A 24,501-nucleotide genomic window follows, 5' to 3' on the forward strand; every position below is an offset into this window, starting at 1 on the left:
TCTTCGCACGCGTGTCCGCTCCCTCGGAAGCTGACCGAATCGTCACCAAAAGCCCCGGGCGCGCGGCAGCTGCGAGGATGGGGACCGTGACAGGAGTACTCGTTCTCGCAGGCACCCCCATCGGCGACGTCTCGGACGCCCCGCCCCGACTGGTCGACGAACTGGCCACGGCGGACGTGATCGCGGCCGAGGACACCCGCCGGCTGCGCCGGCTCACCCAGGCACTCGGGGTGACCCCGGCCGGGCGGGTGGTCTCCTACTTCGAGGGCAACGAGGTCGGCCGCACCCCCGAACTGGTCGAGGCGCTGCTCGGCGGCGCCCGGGTGCTGCTGGTCACCGATGCCGGCATGCCCTCCGTCTCCGACCCCGGCTACCGGCTGGTCGCCGCCGCGGTGGCCGCCGACGTCAAGGTCACCGCGGTGCCCGGGCCCTCGGCGGTGCTCACCGCGCTCGCGCTGTCCGGCCTGCCGGTGGACCGCTTCACCTTCGAGGGCTTCCTGCCGCGCAAGAGCGGCGACCGGGCCCGGCAGCTCGCCTCGATCGCCGCCGAGCCGCGCACCATGGTCTTCTTCGAGGCGCCGCACCGGATCGCCGAGGCGCTGACGGCGATGGCCGAGGCGTTCGGGCCGCAGCGGCCGGCCGCCGTCTGCCGCGAGCTCACCAAGACCTACGAGGAGGTCAAGCGCGGGCCGATCGGCGAGCTGGCCGCCTGGGCCGCCGACGGCGTCAAGGGCGAGATCACCGTCGTGGTCGCCGGCGCCCCGCCGGCCGCGCCCCAGGAGCTGACCCCGGCCGAGCTGGCCCGGCTGGTGGCCGTCCGCGAGGAGGCCGGGGAGCGCCGCAAGGAGGCCATCGCGGCCGTCGCGGTGGAGCTCTCGCTGCCCAAGCGGGAGGTCTTCGACGCGGTCGTGGCGGCGAAGAAGGAGGGCCTGGAGAACGCCCCCGGAAAGGCGCCGGGAAAGTCCCCCGGAAAGTCCCCCGGAAAGTCCCCGGGAGGGGCTCCGGGAAAGGAGTGAACACCGGGGGTTGCGTTGCTCACGGGGAGTCGTACCGTGGAGGGAAGGCCCCGGTAAACACCCGCTGAGCTGAAGCTTCGGTCGCGGTTCCCGGTCTCGGGGAGGCCCTTCGTATAGGGCTCCCCAACCCGCATCCAAGTCTTCACAAGTGGGGCGTCGGCCGAGGTGGTCCGGGCATTCCCTGGAAGGGAAAGACCCAGCCGGACGAGCGTCCGGCGGGCGCTGGGAGACGGCCATGAGCGATGTTGTCGGTAGCCCCCGCAGTGGCAGCGCACTGAGCACGGCCGGTCTGGCCGGCCGGCCGCACACTCCCGTCGAGACCGTACGGGAGGCCTACTCCTTCGCGTGCCTGCGCTGCGGGTACGGCTGGGAGCAGGCGTACGACATCGAGCACCACGTGGCCAGGGACGGCCACGTCGTGTTCGAGTACCACGCCAACGGCGTCCGGGTGCCGTCCCCGCTGCTCAAGCCGACCTGCCCGGGGTGCGGCGGCCACACCGTGCGGATCATGCGCGAGGGCCGGGTCGCCTCCGCCGACCAGCCCTGGCAGCACGCCCCCGGCTACCCGGCGCACGCCGAGCCCGCCGGGACGCCCCCGGTGGCCGAGCCCGTCCGGCCGCGCGGACGCTGGGCCCGGTTCTGGTCGCGGCTCCTGGGCTGACACCGGGGTGACGGGACGGTCCGCCCCCGGCCGGGGAACAACTCGGTCGAGGGCGGTCCGCGCGCCCGACTAAGCTTTCCGACCATGGCGGCCACTGCAGACCACAGCACCACCGGGGCGAACGCCCCGGCGTACTACGTTTCCACCCCCATCTACTACGTCAACGATCGCCCCCACCTGGGCCACGCGTACACCACCGTGGCGGGCGACGTCCTCACCCGCTGGCACCGCCAGCGCGGCGAGAAGGTGTGGTACCTGACCGGGACCGACGAGCACGGTCAGAAGATCATGCGGACCGCCGAGGCGAACGGCGTCAGCCCGCAGGAGTGGTGCGACAAGCTGGTCGAAGAGGCCTGGAAGCCGCTCTGGGAGCACCTGGAGATCGCCAACGACGACTTCATCCGCACCACCGAGGAGCGGCACACCGCCCGGGTGCAGGAGTTCGTCCAGGACCTGTACGACAAGGGCGAGATCTACAAGGGCGGCTACTCCGGCCCGTACTGCGTCGGCTGCGAGGAGTTCAAGCTCCCGTCCGAGCTGCTCGACGGCGCGACCGCGGACGAGAAGCTCTGCTCCGTGCACAAGCGGCCGGTCGAGTGGCTGGAGGAGGAGAACTACTTCTTCCGCCTCTCCGCCTACGGCCCGCAGCTGCTGGAGTTCTACGCGGCGAACCCGGACTTCATCCAGCCCGCCTCGGCCCGCAACGAGGTGCTGCGCTTCGTCGAGCAGGACCTCAAGGACCTCTCGATCTCCCGCTCCACCTTCGACTGGGGCGTGCCGCTGCCCTGGGACGAGAAGCACGTCCTCTACGTGTGGGTGGACGCGCTGCAGAACTACATCACCGCGGCCGGCTACGGCAGCGACCCGGAGCGCTTCGCCGAACTGTGGCCCGCCTCGGTCCACCTGGTCGGCAAGGACATCCTCCGCTTCCACGCCGTCATCTGGCCCGCCATGCTGATGGCCGCCGGGCTGCCGCTGCCCAAGCGGGTCGTGGCCAACGGCTGGCTGATGGTCGGCGGCGAGAAGATGTCCAAGTCCAACCTGACCGGCATCGCGCCCACCGACCTGACCTCGCACTTCGGCGTGGACGCGTACCGGTACTACTTCCTCCGGGCGATCCCGTTCGGTACCGACGGCTCGTTCTCCTGGGAGGACTTCACCGCCCGGTACACCTCCGAGCTGGCCAACGACTTCGGCAACCTGGCCTCCCGGGTCGCCGCGATGGTCGGCAAGTACTTCGACGGGGTGCTGCCGGAGGCCACCGCGGCCGGCGACGCCGAGCAGGCCGTCGCGGACGGGCTGACCAGGGCCGCCGAGACGGCCGACCGGAAGATCGGCGAGGAGCTGGACTTCGCCGGCGGCATCGCGGCGATCTTCGAGTTCGTCAAGCAGGTCAACGGCTACCTCACCGAGCAGGAGCCCTGGAAGGTCGCCAAGGACGACTCGGCCGAGGGCCGGGCCCGCCTGGCCACCATCCTCTACACCGCCGCCGAGTCGCTGCGCGCCACCGCCGTGCTGCTCAACCCGGTGATGCCGTCCACCGCCGAGAAGCTGTGGGTCTCGCTGGGCGCCGAGGCCGCCGGACTCGGCGCGCTCCGCGCCCAGACCGTCGCCACCGTGGCCGACTGGGGCCGGCTGCCCGCCGGTGCCACCGTCACCAAGGGCGAGATCCTCTTCCCGCGCCTCGAAGAGAAGCCGACCGCCTGACATGGCCGCCAAGGACGACGCCCGGTCGACCCCGCCGCCGCTGCCGGAACCCCTGGCCGTGGCGGTGGCCGACTCGCACACCCACCTCGACATGCAGTCCGGCACCCCGGCCGAGGGCCTCGCGAAGGCCGCCTCGGTCGGGGTCACCACGGTGGTCCAGGTGGGCTGCGACGTGCCCGGCTCGCGCTGGGCCGCCGAACTGGCGGCGCAGTACGAGCAGGTGCACGCGGCCGTCGCCCTGCACCCGAACGAGGCGCCGAGGATCTTCCTCGGCGACGCGGACGGATGGTCCGGGCAGCAGCGGCTCGCGGGCGGTCGGGCGGCGCTCGACGAGGCGCTCGCCGAGATCGACCGGCTCGCCGCGCTGCCGCAGGTGCTGGCGGTCGGCGAGACCGGCCTGGACTACTTCCGCACCGGGCCGGAGGGCGTGGAGATCCAGAAGGAGTCGTTCCGCCGCCACATCGAGATGGCCAAGCGGCACGGCAAGGCCCTGGTCATCCACGACCGGGACGCCCACGAGGACGTCATCGCCGTCCTGCTGGAGGAGGGCGCCCCGGAGCGGACCGTCTTCCACTGCTACTCCGGCGACGCGGAGATGGCGAAGACCTGCGCCGAGCACGGCTGGTACCTCTCCTTCGCCGGCCCCGTCACCTTCAAGGCCAACCAGCCGCTGCGCGACGCCCTGCTCGCCACCCCGCTGGACCGGATCCTGGTCGAGACCGACGCCCCGTTCCTCACCCCGCACCCCTACCGCGGCCGCCCGAACGCCCCGTACCTGATCCCGGTCACGGTGCGCTCGATGGCCGCCACCCTGGGCCTGGCCGAGGACGAGCTGTCCGCGGCCATCGCGGAGAACACGGCGCGGGCCTTCGGGTACTGAGCCGCGGGCCTTCGGGTACTGAGGCGCGGGCCTTCGGGTACTGAGCCGGGGCGAACGGGCGCCGCGCCTCGGTGCCGTTCCCGGTGGAGATCGACCTCGCCGAGGCCGTCGAACTCCGAGGGCCCCGGCGCCCGTATCCTTGGCGCGTGAGCACCACCGACCCCACCCCTGACAGCCGCCCCCAGTCTCCGGCCGGGGGGACCCCCCTGCTGGGCAGCGCCGACATCCGGGAGCTGGCGGCCGCGTTCGGCGTGAAGCCGACCAAGCAGCGCGGGCAGAACTTCGTCATCGACGGCAACACCGTGCGGCGGATCGTCCGGGCCGCCGAGGTGACGGAGCAGGACGCGGTCGTGGAGGTCGGGCCCGGGCTCGGCTCGCTCACGCTGGCGCTGCTCGAGGTGGCGCGGCACGTCACCGCGGTCGAGATCGACCCGGTGCTGGCACAGCACCTGCCGGACACCGTCGCGGCCCGGATGCCCGGCAAGGCGGACGCCTTCGACCTGGTGTTCAGCGACGCCATGGAGGTCACCGAACTGCCCGGGCCGGCGCCCACCGCGCTGGTCGCCAACCTCCCGTACAACGTCGCGGTGCCCGTCCTGCTGCACATGCTGGCGACCTTCCCCAGCATCGAGCGGACCCTGGTGATGGTGCAGAGCGAGGTCGCCGACCGGCTCGCCGCCAAGCCGGGCAACAAGGTGTACGGCGTTCCGTCGGTCAAGGCCAACTGGTACGCCGACGTGAAGCGGGCCGGCGCCATCGGGCGGAACGTCTTCTGGCCCGCCCCCAACGTCGACTCCGGGCTGGTCTCGCTGATCCGCCGCGAGCCGCCGAAGACCAGCGCCAGCCGCGAGGAGGTGTTCGCGGTGGTCGACGCCGCGTTCGCCCAGCGGCGCAAGACCCTGCGCGCCGCACTTGCCGGCTGGGCCGGCTCCGCCGCCCGGGCCGAGCAGGCGCTCGCGGCCGCCGGGATCGACCACAAGCTGCGCGGCGAGATGCTGACGGTGGAGCAGTTCGCCGCGATCGCCGAACACAAGCCCGCCGAGGACGCCGCGTGATCACCGTACGGGTACCGGCCAAGGTCAACGTCCAGCTGGGGGTCGGCGGGCTGCGCGCCGACGGCTTCCACGACCTGGCCAACGTCTTCTTCGCCGTCGCCCTCGAGGACGAGGTCACGGCCGCTCCCGGGGAGGGCGTGACGCTGAGCTGCTCCGGCCCGGACGCCGCCGTCGTCCCGCTGGACGACAGCAACCTCGCCGCCCGCGCCGCCCGGCTGCTCGCCGCCCACCACGGCATCGCCGACCCCGGCGTGCACCTGCACATCGCCAAGGCCATCCCGGTCGCCGGCGGCATGGCCGGCGGCAGCGCCGACGGCGCGGCGGCACTGGTCGCCTGCGACGCGCTCTGGCAGCTGGACACCCCGCTGCCGGTGCTGCTGGAGCTGGCCGCCGAACTCGGCTCCGACGTGCCGTTCGCCCTGCTCGGCGGCGTCGCACTCGGCCGCGGCCGGGGCGAGATCCTGGAGCCGCTGGCCGTCGAGGGCACCTTCCACTGGGTCTTCGCGGTCGCCGAGGGCGGCCTGTCCACCCCCGCCGTGTTCCGCGAGTGCGACCGGCTGCGCGAGGAGGCCGGCACCGGCTCCAGCGACACCGACGTCCCCACCCCGGACGCCGACCCGGCGCTGCTCGCCGCGCTCGCCGAGGGCGACACCGTCGCCCTGGCCGCCGCGCTCGCCAACGACCTCCAGCCCGCCGCGCTCTCGCTGCGCCCCGCGCTCGCCGCCACCCTGCGGGCCGGCACCGAGGCGGGCGCGCTCGGGGCGATCGTCTCCGGCTCCGGGCCGACCTGCGCGTTCCTGGCCAAGGACGCCGAGGCCGCCGCCGCGGTGGCCTCGGCGCTGCGGGCCTCCGGCACCTGCCGGACGGCGCACGCCACGCACGGGCCGGTGCCGGGCGCGTCCCTGGTGGGCTGAGAACGGCTCGTGGCGGGGGCGGGGCCGGTCCATGGCGGGCGGCGGCGCCGTGGTGGCCGGGTCGGTGGACGGGCCCGTGGCGGGGGTGGGGTCGGCTCGTGGTGGGGGGTCCGGCTCGTGGCGGGGCGGGGTCGGCTCGTGGCGGGCTGACGCGGTGAAGGCGCTCCGGCGGGCCCATTAGGCTGGGGAGATCGGGGTGTCCCCGACAGGGGAGCCCGACCGCCGAGCGGCGGGCCGCCCCGCGACCGCCGAACCCAGGAGCGCAGCACACGTGGCCGTCAACCTCGCCACCATCGAGTCCGTCACGAAGGTCTACGGCACCCGCGCCCTGCTGGACGCGGTCAGCCTGGGCGTCAGCGAGGGCGACCGGATCGGCGTCGTCGGCCGCAACGGCGACGGCAAGACCACCCTGATCCGGATGCTCGCCAAGCTGGAGGAGCCCGACGGCGGCCGGATCACCCACTCCGGCGGACTCCAGATGGCCGTCCTCACCCAGCACGACTCGCTGGACCCCCAGGCCACCATCCGGCACGAGGTGATCGCCGACCGGGCCGACCACGAGTGGCTCGGCGACGCCCGGATCCGCGACATCATCGAGGGCCTCTTCGGCGGCCTCGACCTGCCCGGCTTCGCCGACGGCCTGGACACCGTCATCGGCCCGCTCTCCGGCGGCGAGCGCCGCCGGATCGCCCTCGCCAAGCTGCTGCTCGGCTCGCCCGACCTGATCGTCCTCGACGAGCCCACCAACCACCTCGACGTCGAGGGCATCAACTGGCTCGCCGAGCACCTCCAGAAGCGCCGCTCCGCGCTGGTCTGCGTCACCCACGACCGCTGGTTCCTCGACCAGGTCTGCACCCGGATGTGGGACGTCCAGCACGGCGAGGTGCACGAGTACGAGGGCGGCTACTCCGACTACGTCTTCGCCCGCGCCGAGCGCTCCCGGATCGAGGCCGTCGAGGAGCAGAAGCGCCAGAACATGGCCCGCAAGGAGCTGGCCTGGCTGCGCCGCGGCGCCCCCGCCCGTACCTCCAAGCCGCGCTACCGGATCGAGGCCGCCAACGCCCTGATCGCGGACGTGCCGGAGCCGCGCGACAAGTCCGAGCTGATGAAGTTCGCCAACGCGCGGCTCGGGAAGACGGTCTTCGACCTGGAGGGCGTGACCGTCAAGGCCGGCCCGAAGCTGCTGCTGGAGAACATCACCTGGCAGCTCGGCCCCGGCGACCGGATCGGCCTGCTCGGCGTCAACGGCGCCGGCAAGACCTCGCTGCTGCGCGCGCTGCGCGACGCGTACGCGAGCGAGGGCGACGTCCAGCCGGCGTCCGGCGTCATCAAGGTCGGCAAGACGGTCCGGCTGGCGTACCTGTCGCAGGAGGTCGCCGAGCTGGACCCGGCGACCCGGGTGCTCCAGGCCGTCGAGCAGATCCGCTCGCGGGTCGACCTCGGCAAGGGCCGGGAGATGAGCGCCGGCCAGCTGTGCGAGCAGTTCGGCTTCGGCAAGGACAAGCAGTGGACGCCGGTCGGCGACCTGTCCGGTGGCGAGCGGCGCCGGCTCCAGCTGCTGCGGCTGCTGATGGACGAGCCCAACGTGCTCTTCCTGGACGAGCCCACCAACGACCTGGACATCGAGACGCTCAACCAGCTGGAGGACCTGCTCGACGGCTGGCCCGGCTCGATGATCGTCATCAGCCACGACCGCTTCTTCATCGAGCGCACCACGGACACCGTCCACGCGCTGCTCGGCGACAAGAAGATGCGGATGCTGCCGAACGGCGTCGACGAGTACCTGGAGCGCCGGGCCCGGATGGCCGCCGCGGCTCAGGCTGCGGCTCCCTCCGCCGCCGCGGCCGCGCCGGCCGACACCACCGCCGCCGCGGCCGGGCTCTCCGGCGGGGACCTGCGGGCGGCGAAGAAGGAGATGCAGAAGCTGGAGCGTCAGATCGCCAAGCTGGACGAGAAGGAGTCCAAGCTGCACGCCCAACTCGCCGAGCACGCCGCCGACTTCTCCAAGGTCGCGGAGCTGGACACGCAGCTGCGCGCGGTGCGGGAGGAGAAGGAGGAGCTGGAGATGAGCTGGCTGGAGCTGGCCGAGCAGGTCTGATCGCGGTCACCCGGCTCTGATCGGGGTCGCCTGGTTCCGACCGGGGTCACCCCGCTCCGATCGGGGCCACCCCGCTCCGATCGGGGTCGCCTGGTTCCGACCGGGGTCACCCCGCTCCGATCGGGGTCACCCGGCGGGCCGGTTGCCCAGGAGCGTCTCCAGCTCCTGGGCCGCACGGCCCAGCGCGCTGCGCGTCGGGTCGTGCGGGGCGGCCGGACGGTCCGTCGGGGCTGCCGGGGCCGGCGGGGCCGTCGGTGGGCGGTGCGCCCGGGCGGCGGCGGTCAGTTCGTCCAGCGCGGTCCGCACCCGGTCGACCTCGGACGGGTCCGGCACCCGGCCGCCGTACCGGATCTGCGCGGCGAAGGCCGCCACCGCGCCGCCCAGCCGCTCCAGCGCCGCCGTCGCCGGCAGCCACCGCTCGGCCAGCCGGCCGGTGGGCGGCGGCTCGGCCAGGCCCTGCCGTACCTCCCGGCGGGCGTCCGCCAGTGACCGGTAGGCCGTGCGGCGCAGCCACACCTGGGCGTTGCCGGCGTGGGTGCTGCCGTTCCGGAGAGTGGTGTCGAGGACGCTCGCGTCGAGGACGACGGCGTCGAGGTAGGCCCGCAGCGCGGTCGTGGCCTCGACCAGCCGGGGCTCGATCCGGTGGCGCGGCCGCTCCGGCCACAGCAGGTAGCCGAAGAGCAGGACGATCGCGCTCGCCAGCACGGTGTCCAGGACCCGGGGCCAGAACTCGGCGGCGCTGCTCTGCCCGCCGAGCTGGAGCAGGATCAGCGCCATCGGCGTCATCACCACGGTGTTCAGCCCGTAGTGCGCCGCCGTGGCGTACGGGAGCAGGGCCACGCAGCCGGCCGCCATCGCCGTCAACGCCCACTCGTCGGTGGTGACCATCAGCAGCGCCGCGGTCACGGCCACCCCGAGCACCGTGCCCACCGAGCGGCTCACCGCGCGCAGGAACACCGAGCCGAGGTCCGGCTTGAGCACGAAGGCGATCGTCATCGGCACCCAGTAGCTCTTGCTGAGCGGGAAGTTGGCGGTGACCGCCGAGCCGACCGCGATGCACAGCGCGACCCGCAGGCCGTACCGGACCGAGCCCCGGGACAGCAGCCGCGCCCGCAGCCGCCAGGGGTCCGGCGGCGGCGCGGGGGCGGTCCCGATCCGGGTGTCGCGACCGGCCACCGTGTCGGCGGCGGCACGCAGGGCCACGTCCAGGGCCTGCCGGGAGGGGGTGTCGGGCCGCCAGTCGGGCACGGCGACCTCGCCACCGCCCTGCCGCACCGCGGCGGCCAGCCGGGCCGGCACCTCGGCCACCTCCGGCGGGACGGGGCGGCGCGCCCACAGCAGACCGGTCGCGGCCTCGGTGGCGGCGAGGGCGGCCTCGTACATCCGGCGGCGGCGCTCCTGGCGGTCCCGGTGGTCCCGGCCGCTCCGGCGGCCGGTGTTGCTCGTGCGGCTGGTGCGGTTCGTGCGGTTCGTGCCGAGCAGGTCCTGGAGCTGGTTCAGGCGGGCCGTCAGCACCTGGCGCGAGGCCGCCGCCCGCGGGCCGCCCAGGTCGGCGAGGGTACGGCCGAGCGCCTCGTACGCGGCGGCCAGCGCCCGGTTGCACGGATCCCCGGCAGGCCGGTTCGGCGCCCCCGAGGGCAGCAGCCCGAGCAGCACCACGAACGCGGCCCCGACCAGCATCATCGGCGGCGCCGCCCACCACGGCCGCGGCAGCGGCATCCCACTGCCCAGCGCGGCCGACACCAGCAGCAGCATCCCGGCCGCCGAACCACGCGGACCCGTCGCGCTCAACGCGCCGGACGCGAAGGCGGTCAGCGTCAGCGCGACCCCCAGGCCCACGCCGTCCGCGCCGGTGTGCTGGAGGGCGGTGCCGATCAGCATGCCGAGCGCGGAGGCGAGCACCGCCGTCCCGATCCGGGCGGCCCGCAACCTGCCCGGCTCGACCCGGTCGTTCATCGTCGCGTGCATCGCCCCGAGCCCGGCGAACACCCCCAGATCCAGCCGGTGCGTCACCAGCCCCACCGCCAACGGCAGCGCCATCCCCACCGCCGCCCGCACCATCAGCGCCACCGGCAGCGGCGGCCGCGCGGGCCGCGCGGCACGGGCCCACCAGGGGGAAGGGGAGGCGTCGGAGGAGCTCACGCGGTCACGTCCGTTCTGCGGCCTTGGGTCGCTGCTGTGCGACATTGCGCGGCAGATGGGGCGTACCGGGTCAGTCTACCCAGGGCTGCAGCGGCGCCTCGTACGTGTCAAGTTCGTACCGATCGCGTACGGGCGGGCCAAGGGCCCTGCCGGTCCGACAGGGGGGGTGACTACGATGACGGAGGAGTAGCCCGTCCACAGGGCGGTCGGCGTGCCGACCAGGACGGCGCGAACCAGAAGTTGACGGTGTGTTGCGGCACGCGGCCGCCCGGGACGCCCGGGCGCGGCCGGCCGTATGGGGGAGAGGTGAACTGCTGTGGCAGGAGCTAACGGGGACGGGTCGGGGACGCCTGCACCGGCGAACCCTTCGGGGAACGCGACGCCGTTCATGCTGGACCAGAAGATCACGTTGCCTTGGGTCGGTGGGATCAACCTCGCGCCCATCGTCAGCACGGTGCAGACCAACGTCAGCGCCGGCGACCTGGTGGCGGCCTTCGGCAAGCAGGACGTCAAGGTCGAGCTCGACACGCTCACGACGTTCGCGGGGAAGGTCGAGGCCCTGCTCGCCGCGATGGACGGTTCGGCGGCCGCGCCGTACAAGCTTCAGGAGCAGAAGCTGACGGGCAAGAGCTTCGCGAGCGCGGAGTTCGCCGAGGCGACGGCCCTGACCAGCGCCTACGAGAAGGTGCACGCCCAGCTCGTCCAGCTGCACAAGGACTTCGTGTCGCAGATCGAGGCGATGAAGAACGCGGTCATGAAGTCGGCGAGTGCCTACTCGACCAACGAAGACCACACGACGGCAGCCCAGAACGCGGTCGCGAAGGGTGCGGGCGTCACCGCGCCGGCGACCGGATCAAGCGCTGGCACCGGGAACTTCTGATGGCAGTCGGTGGAGGCGGTTCACGGGGAAACGGGGAGTAGGCAGTGTCAGACGGAACGAACTTCGAAGCGATCGACCACTCTGGGCTCAAGGGCATGGTCACCGGCGCCGAGCCGTCGTTGGTGCTGGACCGTGGCAACAAGCTCCAGGACGCCGGACGCGTTCTGAAGGAGCTCAGCCAGGCGCTCAAGTCGCACATCGGCAACATCACTTGGGAAGGGCCGGCCGCCGAGAGCTTCAAGACCTGGGCAGGCAACCTCCAGCAGTCGGCCGAGCTGCTGGGCAACTACTCGGCGGGCGCGGGCGGGGCCATGCACCAGGCCGGCGAGGCACTCAGCCTCGCCAAGTCCGCCGTGCCGGACGTGCCGACCGGTGACATCGCCACGGTGAACACCCGGAAGCACCAGGGCGCGCCCGACGCTGCGGCCCAGACGTTGGCCAACTTCACGCTGGAGGGGCCGACTCCCGCGAATCTCGACTCGATCATGAAGAAGCGCAATCCCAGCACGTGGGTCACCGCAGCGGAGGCTGATGCCGCGGCGCAGCGTGTCTACAAGGCGCACCAGGAAGCCATCCACCAGATGGAGAAGCTGGGGCAGGCGTACGCCGCCGCGGCAACGACGCTGAACGGGCTCGGTGCTGACCTGGCTCTGCCGGGGACGCCCGGCCAGGGGACTAACAAGTACGACTCCACTGCGGTCTCGGGAGGCAGCGGTGGCAATGCCGGTTCCGGGGGGCCTGTCCGCAACCCGCGGACCAGCGGGGGCAGCACGGGTGGGAGCGTCCACCCGGGCGGCGGCGAAACCTACGGCGGCGGAAAGGTCCTGCCCCGGGACCCCGGTTCCGGAGGCCCCGGCCCGTCGAACCCGGGCAACACCCCGCCCCCGCCGCACGGTGGCGGCGGCCAGGTGCCGCCCGCGCCGCAGGACCCGGGGACCTCGATCCCGCCGTACCACCCGTCGGACCCGGTGAACCGTCCGGGCACCGACCTCAACAGCCTGCCCCCCTCGCCGACGCTGCCCACCCAGACCGGCCCGTACGGCCCCGGCGGCGGCCACCTGCCCACTGACGGACCGACCACCCTTCCCGGCTACCCGAACGGGCCGGGAGGTTCGAACAACGGGCCCGGTATCCCCGGCGGCGGCCCGGTCCCGGGCTTCCCCACCGGAACGGGTGGCGGTTCCATCCCGGCCAAGGGTGGCGGCAGCGGCTTCGTCCCCAACAAGGGCGGCGGCCAGATCCCGGCGCGTACGACCCAGTTCGGCGGCGGTCCGGGGCAGGCGAAGGGTGGCAACCCGGGGCTGCCCAGTGGAACGGTCTTCGGCGCCCGTGAGGCGGGGGCCGGCGGTGGCCGGGTCGGTGGGGCGACCGGCATGGGCGGCGGCATGCACCCCGGCATGGGCGGCGCCCACGGTGGCGCTGTCGGCGCCGGCGGCGGCTCACGTGCCCGGGGCCTGTCCTCGACCACCGGTGGCACGGTCGGCGGCCGCAAGGGGCCGACGGCCGGAGGGGAGTTCACTCCGGGCGGTACCGGCCTGCGCAACCGCGCGGCGGGCGCTGCCGAAGGCGGGTCCCCGTCCAGGCAGAACGGCATGATGGCGCCCGGAACGGCGGGCCACGGAGGCCGGAACGAGCGCGACCGCCGCAAGCGGGCCGACTACCTGCACGAGGACGAGGAAACCTGGACGAGCGGTACCCCGCACAGCAACCCGGACGTGGTTGAGTAGGACGGCAACGACTGCCCGGCCACTGGGCTTCCCCAGTGGCCGGGCAGGCTTGTTCGGGGCGCGCTTCCCGGTCGACGGAGAGATTGACGAGGAGTTGTGATGGGGCGGACGAACGCGCGAGCGCGTTGGCGGGCTGCTGCTGCGGCACTTCTGGCGGCGGGGATCGTGGTCGGCCCGGTCGCAGTACCCGCGGTTGCCGAAGACACGATCCGGCAGCAGCAGTGGCATCTGGAGGCCATGCACGCCCCGGAGATGTGGAAGGTTACCAAGGGGCAGGGCATCACCGTCGCCGTGATCGACGGCGGGTTCAAGCTGGATCATCCGGACGTGGACGGGCAGTTCCTGCCAGGAAAGGACTTCAGCGGAAGCCCCGGCGGCGTGGGCTCGTTCGGAGACGGCCACGGAACGGGCATCGCCAGTCTGATTGCCGGGACGGGAAAGGGAAACGGGGGCACCGGCGCACAGGGGCTGGCTCCGGGCGTCAAGGTGCTTCCGCTGAAAATCAACAACGGGTCTGTTGGGACGTTGATCTCCGCTGACTTCCTCGGGCAGATCGGAGAGGCAATCACCTACGCGGTCGACCAAGGTGCGAAGGTCATCAATATTTCGCAGGGCATGAATTCGGTGATGCCCCAGCCGGAGGATGTGGCCAAGCTGAACCGGATCATCGCGACCGCCAGGGAAAAGGGCGTCCTCATCTTTTCGAGTGTCGGGAACGAAGCCGAAAAGGGGAATCCCGTTGAGTACCCAGGGGCTCTTCCCGGCGTGGTGGGTGTAGGGGCGGTTGATCGAAACGCAACTGTCACGGCCGAGTCCGAGCGGGGGCCGCAGGTCGCTCTTGCCGCACCGGGTGTGGATGTCATCGGGGCCTGCACTTCATCTACGGGTTACTGCAAGAGCCATGGCACTTCGGACTCTTCAGCCCTGGTTTCCGCCTCCGCTGCTCTTGTCTGGTCCGCCCACAAGGACTGGACTGCGAACCAGGTCCTGCGAGTGCTCATCAATACGGCCGGCAAGCCGAATGACGGGTCCACGCGCAACGAGCTGATCGGCTACGGCGTGATCCGCCCCAGGGTTGCGTTGACTGATCCGGGCGACCCTGGTCCGGCGGATGTTTCACCTATTCCGACGGCGACGGTCGCACCTTCGACTGCCGCGTCGCCTTCGGCGAGTGCGTCCGCTCCCGCGTCGGCGGTGCCGAGCCCGGCCGACACGCCGACCGATGTCGCTGTCGGGGCGTCGACGGCGCAGCCGGAGGCGGAGGGGGCGTCGGGTTCGAGCGGCACGGTGCCGATCGTGGCGGGTGTGGTTGCCGGGCTGTTGGTGGTGGTCGGGGTGGTGTTCGTGGTGGTGCGGCGCAGGCGGAAGCCGGCCGGGCGGCCCGAGGTCGCCCAGGTGCCAACGCAGCAGCCGATGGGGGCGGTACCTCCGCCGCCGTCGTACCAGCCGCCGGTGCCGCCGGAGGACAACCCGTACGCTAGGTGATCGATCGTCAGCGGACGGCAACGACTGCCCGGCCACTGGGATTCCCCGGTGGCCGGGCAGGCTTGTTCGGGGCGCGCTTCCCGGTCGACGGAGAGATTGACGAGGAGTTGTGATGGGGCGGACGAACGTGCGAGCGCGTTGGCGGGCTGCTGCTGCAGCACTTCTGGCGGCGGGGATCGTGGTCGGCCCGGTCGCAGCACCCGCGGTTGCCGAAGACACGATCCGGCAGCAGCAGTGGCATCTGGAGGCCATGCACGCCCCGGAGATGTGGAAGGCCACCAAGGGACAGGGCGTCACGGTCGCGGTGATCGACAGCGGGTTCAAGTTCGATCATCCGGACCTGGCCGGGCAGTTCCTGCCCGGCCAGGACTTCAGCGGAAGTCCGGGCGGTGTGGGTTCGTTCGCGGACGGCCACGGCACGGCGATCTCCAGCTTCATCGCCGGGACGGGAAAGGGAAACGGGGGCACCGGCGCACAGGGGCTGGCGCCAGGCGTCAAGGTGCTTCCGTTGAAGATCAACACCGGTAAGGTCGGGTCGGTCGTCTCGACCGATTTCCTTGGTCAGATCGGGCAGGCCATCGACTATGCCGTCGCTCAGGGTGCAAAGGTCATCAACATTTCTCAAGGGATCGACGCGGTGACGGCCTTCCCGGCGGATGTGGCAAAACTCAACGGGATCATCGCGGCGTCCAGGGAAAAGGGAGCCCTGGTGTTCGCTGCCGTTGGGAACGAAGCCGAGAAGGGGAATCCCATCGAATATCCCGGCGCGCTTCCCGGGGTGGTCGGCGTCGGGGCTTCGGATCGAAACGGCAGTGTCACGGCGGAGTCCGAGCGAGGCCCGCAGGTGGTATTCGTCGCGCCTGGCATGGATATGATCGCGGCTTGCACCGCGTCCACGGGCTACTGCAAGAGTCATGGCACGTCGGATGCGACCGCCGTGGTGTCGGCCTCCGCGGCATTGGTGTGGGCGGCGCATCCGAGCTGGACGGGCAACCAGGTTCTGCGGGTGCTCATCAATACGGCGGGAAAGCCAAATGACGGGTCCGGCCGCAATGACATCGTCGGTTACGGCGCGGTGCGCCCGCGTGTTGCCCTGACGGACCCGGGGGACCCCGGCCCTGCGAACGTGTCACCGCTTCCAGTCGGCTCCGCTGTGCCGACGGCGGCCCCGACGCCTACAGCGAGTGCGTCCGCTCCCGCGTCGTCGGCACCGAGCCCGGCTGACACGCCGACCGATGTCGCCGTCGGTGCGTCGACGGCGCAGCCGAGGGCTGAGGAGTCCTCGGGTTCGAGCGGCACGGTGCCGATCGTGGCTGGTGTGGTTGCCGGGTTGTTGGTGGTGGTCGGGGTGGTGTTCGTGGTGGTGCGGCGCAGGCGGAAGCCGGCTGGAGAGCCCGCGGCGGTCCGGGTGCCGCCGCAGCAGCCGATGGGGGCGGTACCTCCGCCGCCGTCGTACCAGCCGCCGGTGCCGCCGGAGGACAACCCGTACGCGAGGTGATCGATCGTCAGCGGATGGTGACAGCTGCCCGGCCACTGGGCCTTCTCGGTGGCCGGGCAGGCTTGTTCGGCGTGTGCTTCCCGGTCGACGGAGAGATTGACGAGGAGTTGTGATGGGGCGGACGGACGTGCGAGCGCGTTGGCGGGCTGCTGCTGCGGCACTTCTGGCGGCGGGGATCGTGGTCGGCCCGGTCGCAGCACCCGCGGTTGCGGACGGCTCGATTCGTGCCGATCAGTGGCACCTGGATGCCATGCACGCCCCGGAGATGTGGAAGGTCTCCAAAGGGGAGAACGTCACCGTTGCCGTGATCGACAGCGGCTTCAAGCTGGACCACCCGGATCTGGCCGGGCAGTTCTTGCCTGGTAAGGACTTCAGCGGAAGTCCGGGCGGGGTCGGCTCCTATGCGGAGAGCCATGGCACGCAGATGGCCGGCCTCATCGCCGGAACCGGTAAATCGAATGGCGGCAATGGAGCCTACGGCCTAGCCCCCGGCGCCAGGATTCTTCCGTTGAAGATTGCCAACGGATCCGAGCACGCGGTGGTTTCGGCTGATTTTTTGGACCAGATCGGCCAGGCGGTGACGTATGCGGTCGAGCAGGGTGCCAAGGTCATCAACATCTCGCAGGGAACGGCCGCTGTCACGACTTCCCCGGCCGATGTGGAGAAGCTGAACAAGATCTTGGCGTGGGCTCGTACCAAGGGATCGCTCGTGGTCTCCAGCGTCGGAAACTCCGGGGATCAGGGGAACGTTGTCGAGTACCCGGGAGCCCTGCCCAACGTGGTCGGTGTAGGGGCTTCGGACCGGAACGGCACGGTCACCGCCGAGTCAGAGCGCGGGCCGCAGGTCGTCTTCATCGCCCCTGGTACGGACATGATCGCGGCCTGCTCAAGCGTGACCGGGTACTGCAAGGGCCATGGCACTTCGGATGCGGCCGCCGTGGTTTCCGCATCGGCGGCTTTGGTGTGGTCGTTGCACCCGGACTGGACGGCGAATCAGGTCCTGCGGGTCCTCATCAATACGGCGGGAAAGCCAAATGACGGGTCCGGCCGCAATGACATCGTCGGTTACGGTGCGGTGCGCCCGCGTATCGCGGTGACGGATCCGGGTGACCCGGGCCCCGCGAACGTGTCGCCGCTGCCGGCTGACGCGGCTACGCCGTCGGCGGCCCCGGCGCCTACGGCGAGTGCGTCCGCTCCCGCGTCGGCGGTGCCGAGCCCGGCTGGCACGCCGACCGATGTCGCTGTCGGTGCGTCGACGGCGCAGCCGAGGGCTGAGGAGTCCTCGGGTTCGAGCGGCACGGTGCCGATCGTGGCTGGTGTGGTTGCCGGGTTGTTGGTGGTGGCTGGGGTGGTGTTCGTGGTGGTGCGGCGCAGGCGGAAGCCGGCCGGGGAGCCCGAGGTGCTCCAGGTGCCGCCGCAGCAGCCGATGGGGGCGGTGCCGCCTCCGCCGTCGTACCGGCCGCCGGTGCCGCCGGAGGACAACCCGTACGCGAGGTAGCCGCGTTCGGGGTCGGACACATGCGCGAGGGCGTCGGGTTCATCCTGGCGCCCTCGCGCGCGTTCGTGGGGCGTGAGGGGTGGGGGTGTGCGCCGGGGTCACTCGGGTGGAGGCTGGTGGGGGTGGGGTGGGGGTGGCGAGGGTTGGCGGTATGGATGCGGAGGGTGCTTGGCGGGTCGGGCAGGTGCGGCGGGCGGCGGCTGCGGCGCTGATCGGGACGGCGATCGAGTTCTACGACTTCTTCATTTACGGGACGGCGGCCGCGTTGGTGTTCGGGCCGGTGTTCTTTCCCGGGCTGGGCGCGGTGGGGGCGCTGTTGGCGGCGTTCTCGGTGTACGCGGTGGCGTTTCTGGCCCGGCCGGTGGGGGCGGTGGTGTTCGGTCACTTCGGGGACCGGGTGGGGCGGAGGGCGACGCTGGTGGTGTCGCTGCTGCTGATGGGGCTGGCGACGGCCGGGGTGGGGCTGCTGCCGGGGTTCGGGGTGTGGGGGTGGTGGGCGCCGGCGGTGCTGGTGGTGCTGCGGGTGTGTCAGGGCGTCGGGTTGGGCGGGGAGTGGGGCGGGGCGGCGCTGCTGATCGCGGAGAGCGCCCCGGCCGGGCGGCGGGGGCGGTACGGGGGGTTCCTGCAGTTGGGGCCGACGATCGGGTTCGTGCTGGCGAACGGGGTGTTCCTGGCGCTGCAACTCGGCTTGGACGAAGGGGCGTTCCGTGCGTGGGGTTGGCGGGTGCCGTTCCTGGCCTCGTTCGTCATGGTCGCGGTGGGGCTGTTCGTCCGACTGCGGGTCGAGGAGTCGCCGCTGTTCCGGACGGAGGGCCGCCGGGAGCGGCTGCCGGTGCTGGAGGTGCTGCGGGGGCACTGGCGTCCGGTGTTGGCGGGCAGCGGGGCGATCACCGTGGGGTACGCGCTGTTCTACCTGACCACGACGTACGCGCTGGCGTACGCGACCGGCGGGCTCGGGGTGGCGAGCACGCTGGTGCTGTCGATGCTGCTGGTCGGCGCGGCGGGCATGGCGGCGACGGTGTGGCTGAGCGCCTCGCGCAGTGACCGGTGGGGCCGGCGGCGGACGCTGTTCTGGGCGACGGGTCTGGCCGCGGCCTGGGCGCTGGTGCTGTTCCCGCTGCTGGAGACGGTGAGCCGGCCGTTGATGTTCGTCGCGTTGGCGGGGTCGATGGTGGTGCTGGGCGGCGTGTTCGGGCCGTTGGCGGCGTTCCTGCCGGAGCTGTTCCCGACCCGGGTGCGTTACACGGGCGCGGCGCTGACGTACAACCTGGGCGGGGTGGTCGGCGGGGCGACGACGCCGCTGGTGGCCACCCGGCTGACCGGGGCGTACGGGACGGCGCAGCCGGTGGGCTGGTACCTGGCGGTGCTGGGGGTGCTGGCGCTGGGGTGTCTGCGGATGCTGCCGGAGAACACCGGCGCGGAGCTCGGCTCGGTGGGCGGCTCGGCGGAGGAGCCGGTCGACGGTCCGGTGGACGGCGGACGCCGCCGGGCGCCCTGGTGGGGGGCGGACCCGGCGGCGTAGCGGAGCGGGAGCTCAGCCGGCCAGGGCGGCGCGGCCGGCCAGCACGACGGCGGTGTGCCGGGCGACGCGCTCGCCCAGGTGCTCGGCGGTGGCGATGTCGGCCTTGTGGACGCCTTCCGGGCCGGCGTCGACCGGGGACGAGGCGGCGGCGCCGTTGAAGAAGCCGAGCCGGTTGAGGTCGTTCTCGGAGTTGGCGGTGGAGTTCCAGCCGGGCTTGAGGCCGAGGTTGACCCAGTTCATGCCGTGCTGGGCGGCGAGGGTCTGGAAGAAGCCGAGGGTGCCGGCCTTGTCGCCGCTCTTGGAGCCGGAGTTGGTGAAGCCGGCCGCGACCTTGTCCTTCCAGGCGTCGGTGAACCAGCGCTTGCTGGTGGCCTCGGCGAAGGTGTGGAAGGCGCCGGAGGCGGTGCCCATGTAGGTGGGGGAGCCGAAGACGATCGCGTCGGCGCCGTCCAGCTGGGCCCACTGCTCCTCGGTGATGGTGTCGACGGCGATCGTGACGACCTCGGCACCCGCGGCGGCGGCGCCACGGGCGACGGCCTCGGCGATCACGGCGGTGTGGCCGTAGCCGGAGTGGTAGGCGAGGGCGACGGTCGGACGGACGGCGGTCATGCGGCACTCCAGGGAAGGGGACGGGCGCGGGCGGGCGTGGGGACGGGAAGGGGCGCGGCGCGGTGGCAGCGACCCCGACTCGTTCGGTCTCCAATGTAGACCAAGTCTCTATTGGTTACCAAGGGTGGAATGGAGACCGGCCGGGCTACCCTGGACGCATGACGACGGAGCGAGCGGCGCGGGCCAGGAGCGGACGGCCCGTGGAAGCGGGCGGGCAAGGCGCGCAGGACGGGCCCGACGTTCAGGGTGGGTCCGACGTTCAGGGCTGGTCCGACGCCCGGGGTGGGCAGGAGTACGACCGGTTCGCGCGGCTGTGCCCCAGTCGTGAGGTGTTCGCCGAGCTGGCCGACAAGTGGTCGATGCTGATCCTGACGAGCCTGCACCTCTCCGGTTCGCAGCGCTTCTCCGAGCTCCAGCGCGGGATCGGCGGGGTCAGCCGCAAGATGCTCACCCAGTCCCTGCGCAATCTGGAGCGCAACGGGCTGGTGCTCCGTACGGTCTTCCCGGAGACGCCGCCGCGGGTGGTCTACGACCTGCTGCCGCTCGGCCGCGAGCTGGCCGAGCTGCTGGAGCCGGTCGGCCGGTGGACGGAGCGTCGCGCCGGGCGGATGCTGGCGGCCCGCGAGGAGTTCGACGCGGCGCACGGCGAGGGCTGAGTCGCCTCCGGTCGCCCGGTGCGGGCGGAGCGGAGGCCGATTTCCCTTCCGGGCCCGGAGCCGTGTAATGTCTTCCTTGTTCGAGCGGCCGGGAGAAACACCGGCAAGCGAGCAAGCCCCTATAGCTCAGTCGGTAGAGCGTCTCCATGGTAAGGAGAAGGTCTGCGGTTCGATTCCGCATGGGGGCTCCACTGAAAGACCCTCGCCTCACGGCGGGGGTCTTTCGCGTTTCCCGGCCGGTTCCGCACGGTCGACACGCCACGGCCTAGCGGGGCGGGTGCGGAATGCGCTGTGATGGTGCGTCATCGGCCGCCCGCCCGAGGGGTGCGGGCGCGAGCCGGACCCCGACCTGGAGGGCGTCATGGGTGTTCGACTCGTGGTGGTGGACGACCACCGGTTGCTGGCGGAGGCGCTGGCCACCGCACTTCAACTGCGCGGTCACCGGGTGCTCGCGGTCGGTTCCCCGGCGGGCGTCGCCGCCGATCTGGTGGTCGGGCGACGGCCGGAGGTGTGCCTGCTGGGGGTGGCCGGGCCGGGGGATCCGGGCGCCTTCGACGGGCTGCGCCGGATTCGTCGCGAACGCCCCGAGGTGGCCGTGATCGTGCTCGGCCCGGTGGGCGAACTGCGAGGGGTGGCTGCGGCGTTCGCGGCCGGAGCGGCCGGGTACGTGCCCAGCGACGAGCGGATCGAGGTGGTCGAGCGGGCCATCGGGCGGGCGCGCGCGGGCGAGGCCGCGGTCGCGGTGGACATCCTGCGGGGGGCCTTCGACCAGCTGCTGCGCCCGGCGGAGGAGCCGGACGACGAGGCCGTGCGGCTGCTGCGGCTGCTGACCCGCCGTGAGGTGCAGGTGCTGGCCCGGATCGCGGACGGCGAGGACACCGCGGCGATCGCCGCCGGGATGCGGATCGCCGCCAGTACCGCCCGGACGCACGTCCAGCGGGTGCTGATGAAGCTCGGCGCGCGGACCCGGCTGGAGGCGGCCGCGGTCGCGGCGCGCACTGGTCTGCTGGAGCGGATGGCCGGCGGCTGACGGCTTGGTGAACCGGTGGCCGACGGCTCGGTGAACCGGTGGCCGACGGCTCGGTGAGAAGGCTGGAATCAGTCGTCCGCGTGGTGCGGAGCACCTCGGGGGGATTGGGAGAATGACCCCAGTCGTACGCATTCCGTCGATGGCTTCCGCCCGACGGGCGGACCGTCGTTCGCTGGAGGTCGCAACATGAGTAAGTACCTGGTCACGGGTGGCGCCGGCTACGTCGGCAGTGTGGTCGCCGCCCACCTGCTGGAGGCGGGGCACCAGGTGACCGTCCTGGACGACCTCTCCACCGGTTTCCGCGAGGGCGTCCCGGACGGTGCCGAGTTCGTCGAGGGCCGGATCCAGGAGGCCGGCAAGGTGCTGGACGGCTCCTTCGACGGTGTGCTGCACTTCGCCGCCTCCTCGCAGGTCGGCGAGTCGGTCGCGGACCCGGAGAAGTACTGGCGCAACAACGTGGCCGGCTCGCTGGAGCTGATCAGCTCGATGCGCGCGGCGGGCGTGCGCAAACTGGTGTTCTCGTCCACCGCCGCCACCTACGGCGAGCCGGAGGTCGTGCCGATCGCCGAGACCGCCCGCACCGCGCCGACCAACACCTACGGCGCCACCAAGCTCGCCGTGGACCACCTGATCACCAGTGAGGCCGTCGCGCACGGTCTGGCCGCCGTCTCGCTGCGCTACTTCAACGTGGCCGGCGCGTACGGTGCGTACGGTGAGCGGCACGACCCCGAGTCGCACCTGATCCCGCTGGTCTTCCAGGCCGCGCTGGGTCAGCGCCCGCACATCGCGGTGTACGGCGACGACTACCCGACCCCGGACGGCACCTGCATCCGCGACTACATCCACGTCGCCGACCTGGCCGAGGCGCACCTGCTGGCGCTGGACACGGCCGAGCCGGGCGAGCACCTGATCTGCAACCTGGGCAACGGCAGCGGCTTCTCGGTGCGCGAGGTGATCGAGTCGGTGAAGCGCGTCACCGGCCGGGAGATCCCGGTGCGGGTCGAGGGCCGGCGGGCCGGCGACCCGGCGGTGCTGGTGGCCTCGGCCGCCCGCGCCCACGAGGCGCTCGGCTGGACTCCGCGCCGCCCGAACCTGGACGAGATCGTCGCCGACGCCTGGAAGTTCACCCTGGCGAAGAACGGCCGCTGAGCGACAGAAGAACGGCCACTGGGCGACAAGCGCCGGGGAGGGGCCGGTCGGGGGAGATCCCGGCCCGACCGCCGGTGCGGCGCCGCACTCGGAAGGCGTCCGGGCGCGGCGCCCCGCGGGGGCGGTCGGATGCTCCAAGTCCGGCTGCCCGCGCGCCTTCTGACGAAACTTCACCGAATCGCCACGAGCGCGTTTCCCGCCCCGTACGCTGAGTGCGGTACCGGTGGGGGCCGGCGCCCATTCGGTCTCACCGGCCACCGGTGGGCGGGCGGAACGGCGGGTCCGGAGCGCGGATGCCGGGCCGGTCCCGCCCCGGGCTCGGGCGGTCTGAGCAGGGGGAGGGACGATGGCGCGGATTCGCGTCCTGGTGGTCGACGACCACCGGATCTTCGCCGAGGCACTGGCCGCGGCGCTGGCCGCCGAGCCGGACGTGGAGGTGGGGGCGGCCGGCAGTGCCGCCGCCGCCGAGCGGGCCTTGGAGCGTGCGGCCGGCGAGGGCCGCGCCTACGACGTGGCACTGATCGACGCCGACCTCGGAGTCGAGGCGGGTGGCACGGGCGGCACGGCCGGAGTGCCCGGTGCGGCCGGGTTACCCGGTGGGACCGGGGCGGTCGGGCAGCCCGGCGGACCGGGGGCACCCGGAGTCGGCGGAGCATTCGCCCGTCGGCGGCCGGGCGCGGAGCACGGCGAGGAGGCCCGGCGAGTCCGCGCCGCCCCGCCCGTACCGCAGCCGCGCCGGCCGGCCGTACCGCCGGGGGCGCCCGTCGCGCTGTCGGGCGGGCCGCTGCCCGGCGCCCGTCCGGTGGTGGACCCGCTGCGGGGCGACCAGCTGAGACCCGCGGCCCCGACGCCCGACGGCATCACCCTGCTGGCCCGGCTCCGCCGCGCCCACCCCGGGCTGCGCGCCGTTGTGCTGGCCGCCGCCGACGACCCGCACCGCGCCGCCCGCGCCCTGCACGCGGGCGCCACCGGCTGGGTGGCCAAGGAGAGTTCGCTGGCCCGGCTGCTCGCGGTGGTCCGGGGCGTGCTGCGGGACGAGACGCACCTGCCGCCCGCACTGCTCACCGGGGTGATCCGCGAGCTCACCACCGCCCGGCGGGACCGCACCGAGAGCGAGCGGCTGGTGGACACCCTGACCCCGCGGGAGAAGCAGATCCTGCGCTGCATGGTCGCGGGCCTCGGCCGGCAGGCCGTGGCGGAGCGGCTCTACCTGTCGCCGCACACCGTCCGGACGCACATGCAGAACGTGCTGGGCAAGCTCGGGGTGCACTCCACGCTGGCGGCCGTCGCGGTCGCCCGCCGGGCCGGGGTCAGTCCCGCCGAGCCGGCCGCGCCCCCGCCGCCCTCGGTGGTCGGCAGCGTCGAACGGCCCTGAGCCGGGAGCCGCGTCGGAAGGGGAGCCCGGGAGCCGCCGTCAGCCCGGGATGTTGTCGAACGGGGCGACCAGCACCCGTAGCAGCGCGGCGAGTTCGGTCTGCTGGCCGGAGCTGAGCTGGGCGAGCAGTTCGCGTTCGTGCGCGAGCAGCCCGGCGAGCGCCTGGTCGGCGCGGTCGCGGCCGTCGTCGGTGAGCCGAACCAGCACGCCGCGCCGGTCGTCCGGGTCGGGCAGGCGCTTGACCAGGCCCTTGCCGGTGAGCCGGTCGATCCGGTTGGTCATGGTGCCCGAGGTGACCAGGGTCTGGGTGAGCAGCTGGCCGGGGGAGAGCTGGTACGGGGAGCCGGCCCGCCGCAGGGCGGTCAGGACGTCGAACTCCCAGGGCTCCAGGCCGTGCTCGGCGAAGGCGGCGCGGCGGGCGCGGTCCAGGTGCCGGGCGAGCCGGCTGACCCGGCTGAGCACCTCCAGCGGCTCCACGTCGAGGTCGGGGCGCTCCCGGCGCCACGCTGCGACCAGCCTGTCGACCTCGTCCTCCATGACGATCAGTGTATCGGTGGATGTGTCGATGTGAAGTCTCTTGACATCGAGAAATGTGCCAG

Annotated in this window: 20 protein-coding genes and 1 tRNA gene; 18 read left to right on the forward strand and 3 right to left on the reverse strand. The window is 72.7% G+C overall.

What is annotated here, in order from left to right; all coding sequences use genetic code 11:
* Positions 1 to 86: 86 nt before the first annotated feature.
* The 7 genes from rsmI (at position 87) to ACZ5OX_RS35625 (ending at position 8,331) form a co-directional block, all read left to right on the forward strand.
* The gene (gene rsmI, locus ACZ5OX_RS35595) at positions 87 to 1,016 is read left to right on the forward strand and encodes a 16S rRNA (cytidine(1402)-2'-O)-methyltransferase (protein ID WP_449809509.1); all 930 of its coding nucleotides are present in this window, start codon (positions 87 to 89) and stop codon (positions 1,014 to 1,016) included.
* A gap of 235 nt (positions 1,017 to 1,251) precedes the next feature.
* A complete protein-coding gene (locus tag ACZ5OX_RS35600; protein WP_449790401.1) occupies positions 1,252 to 1,677 on the forward strand; it encodes a hypothetical protein in 426 nt (141 codons plus the stop codon).
* A gap of 84 nt (positions 1,678 to 1,761) precedes the next feature.
* Positions 1,762 to 3,384, forward strand: a complete 1,623-nt coding sequence (gene metG, locus ACZ5OX_RS35605) for a methionine--tRNA ligase (protein ID WP_465635986.1) — start codon at positions 1,762 to 1,764, stop codon at positions 3,382 to 3,384.
* A gap of 1 nt (position 3,385) precedes the next feature.
* Positions 3,386 to 4,264, forward strand: a complete 879-nt coding sequence (locus tag ACZ5OX_RS35610) for a TatD family hydrolase (RefSeq protein WP_449790403.1) — start codon at positions 3,386 to 3,388, stop codon at positions 4,262 to 4,264.
* Between the two features lie 146 nt (positions 4,265 to 4,410).
* A complete protein-coding gene (rsmA, locus tag ACZ5OX_RS35615) occupies positions 4,411 to 5,319 on the forward strand; it encodes a 16S rRNA (adenine(1518)-N(6)/adenine(1519)-N(6))-dimethyltransferase RsmA (RefSeq protein ID WP_465635988.1) in 909 nt (302 codons plus the stop codon).
* Entirely contained in the window at positions 5,316 to 6,233 is a 918-nt protein-coding gene (locus tag ACZ5OX_RS35620; RefSeq protein ID WP_465635989.1) for a 4-(cytidine 5'-diphospho)-2-C-methyl-D-erythritol kinase, read from the forward strand. The genes rsmA and ACZ5OX_RS35620 overlap by 4 nt, the downstream gene beginning before the upstream one ends.
* A gap of 271 nt (positions 6,234 to 6,504) precedes the next feature.
* A complete protein-coding gene (locus ACZ5OX_RS35625) occupies positions 6,505 to 8,331 on the forward strand; it encodes an ABC-F family ATP-binding cassette domain-containing protein (RefSeq protein ID WP_465635991.1) in 1,827 nt (608 codons plus the stop codon).
* 126 nt (positions 8,332 to 8,457) lie between these two features.
* On the opposite strand, the gene ACZ5OX_RS35630 is transcribed toward ACZ5OX_RS35625, so the two are convergent.
* Positions 8,458 to 10,473 (reverse strand): FUSC family protein, encoded by a 2,016-nt coding sequence (locus tag ACZ5OX_RS35630; protein WP_465635993.1) that lies wholly within the window; start codon positions 10,471 to 10,473, stop codon positions 8,458 to 8,460.
* A 388-nt stretch (positions 10,474 to 10,861) separates the two neighbouring features.
* Between ACZ5OX_RS35630 and ACZ5OX_RS35635 the strand changes: the two genes are divergently transcribed.
* From ACZ5OX_RS35635 to ACZ5OX_RS35660, 6 genes are all read left to right on the forward strand, one after another.
* On the forward strand, positions 10,862 to 11,353 hold the full coding sequence (locus tag ACZ5OX_RS35635; protein WP_465635995.1) for a hypothetical protein: 492 nt from the start codon (positions 10,862 to 10,864) through the stop codon (positions 11,351 to 11,353).
* A gap of 44 nt (positions 11,354 to 11,397) precedes the next feature.
* Positions 11,398 to 13,080: a WXG100 family type VII secretion target gene (locus tag ACZ5OX_RS35640; protein WP_465635997.1), complete on the forward strand. Its 1,683-nt coding sequence runs from the start codon at positions 11,398 to 11,400 to the stop codon at positions 13,078 to 13,080.
* Positions 13,081 to 13,179: 99 nt separating this feature from the next.
* On the forward strand, positions 13,180 to 14,565 hold the full coding sequence (locus tag ACZ5OX_RS35645; RefSeq protein ID WP_465635998.1) for a S8 family serine peptidase: 1,386 nt from the start codon (positions 13,180 to 13,182) through the stop codon (positions 14,563 to 14,565).
* Between the two features lie 112 nt (positions 14,566 to 14,677).
* Positions 14,678 to 16,063 carry a S8 family serine peptidase gene (locus ACZ5OX_RS35650; RefSeq protein WP_465636000.1) on the forward strand — a complete coding sequence of 462 codons (1,386 nt, stop codon included), beginning with the start codon at positions 14,678 to 14,680 and terminating at the stop codon, positions 16,061 to 16,063.
* 112 nt (positions 16,064 to 16,175) lie between these two features.
* Positions 16,176 to 17,561, forward strand: a complete 1,386-nt coding sequence (gene mycP / locus ACZ5OX_RS35655) for a type VII secretion-associated serine protease mycosin (protein WP_465636002.1) — start codon at positions 16,176 to 16,178, stop codon at positions 17,559 to 17,561.
* Between the two features lie 151 nt (positions 17,562 to 17,712).
* Positions 17,713 to 19,083: an MFS transporter gene (locus ACZ5OX_RS35660; RefSeq protein WP_465636004.1), complete on the forward strand. Its 1,371-nt coding sequence runs from the start codon at positions 17,713 to 17,715 to the stop codon at positions 19,081 to 19,083.
* Between the two features lie 12 nt (positions 19,084 to 19,095).
* Here ACZ5OX_RS35660 and ACZ5OX_RS35665 read toward each other — a convergent pair whose 3' ends face one another.
* Positions 19,096 to 19,692 carry a flavodoxin family protein gene (locus tag ACZ5OX_RS35665; protein WP_465636006.1) on the reverse strand — a complete coding sequence of 199 codons (597 nt, stop codon included), beginning with the start codon at positions 19,690 to 19,692 and terminating at the stop codon, positions 19,096 to 19,098.
* A gap of 158 nt (positions 19,693 to 19,850) precedes the next feature.
* Here ACZ5OX_RS35665 and ACZ5OX_RS35670 point away from each other — a divergent pair, with 158 nt between their 5' ends.
* From ACZ5OX_RS35670 to ACZ5OX_RS35690, 5 genes are all read left to right on the forward strand, one after another.
* Complete coding sequence (locus tag ACZ5OX_RS35670; protein WP_465636007.1) at positions 19,851 to 20,348, forward strand: winged helix-turn-helix transcriptional regulator; 498 nt, start codon at positions 19,851 to 19,853, stop codon at positions 20,346 to 20,348.
* Positions 20,349 to 20,463: 115 nt separating this feature from the next.
* A tRNA-Thr gene (locus ACZ5OX_RS35675) sits at positions 20,464 to 20,539 on the forward strand.
* A 170-nt stretch (positions 20,540 to 20,709) separates the two neighbouring features.
* On the forward strand, positions 20,710 to 21,378 hold the full coding sequence (locus ACZ5OX_RS35680; protein WP_465636008.1) for a response regulator transcription factor: 669 nt from the start codon (positions 20,710 to 20,712) through the stop codon (positions 21,376 to 21,378).
* Between the two features lie 186 nt (positions 21,379 to 21,564).
* Entirely contained in the window at positions 21,565 to 22,527 is a 963-nt protein-coding gene (galE, locus tag ACZ5OX_RS35685) for a UDP-glucose 4-epimerase GalE (protein WP_465636010.1), read from the forward strand.
* A gap of 346 nt (positions 22,528 to 22,873) precedes the next feature.
* Positions 22,874 to 23,902: a LuxR C-terminal-related transcriptional regulator gene (locus ACZ5OX_RS35690; protein WP_465636012.1), complete on the forward strand. Its 1,029-nt coding sequence runs from the start codon at positions 22,874 to 22,876 to the stop codon at positions 23,900 to 23,902.
* Positions 23,903 to 23,941: 39 nt separating this feature from the next.
* Here ACZ5OX_RS35690 and ACZ5OX_RS35695 read toward each other — a convergent pair whose 3' ends face one another.
* Complete coding sequence (locus ACZ5OX_RS35695) at positions 23,942 to 24,439, reverse strand: MarR family winged helix-turn-helix transcriptional regulator (protein WP_392873969.1); 498 nt, start codon at positions 24,437 to 24,439, stop codon at positions 23,942 to 23,944.
* Between the last annotated feature and the right edge of the window lie 62 nt (positions 24,440 to 24,501).

The sequence above is a fragment of the Kitasatospora sp. NPDC032121 genome, assembly GCF_055580145.1.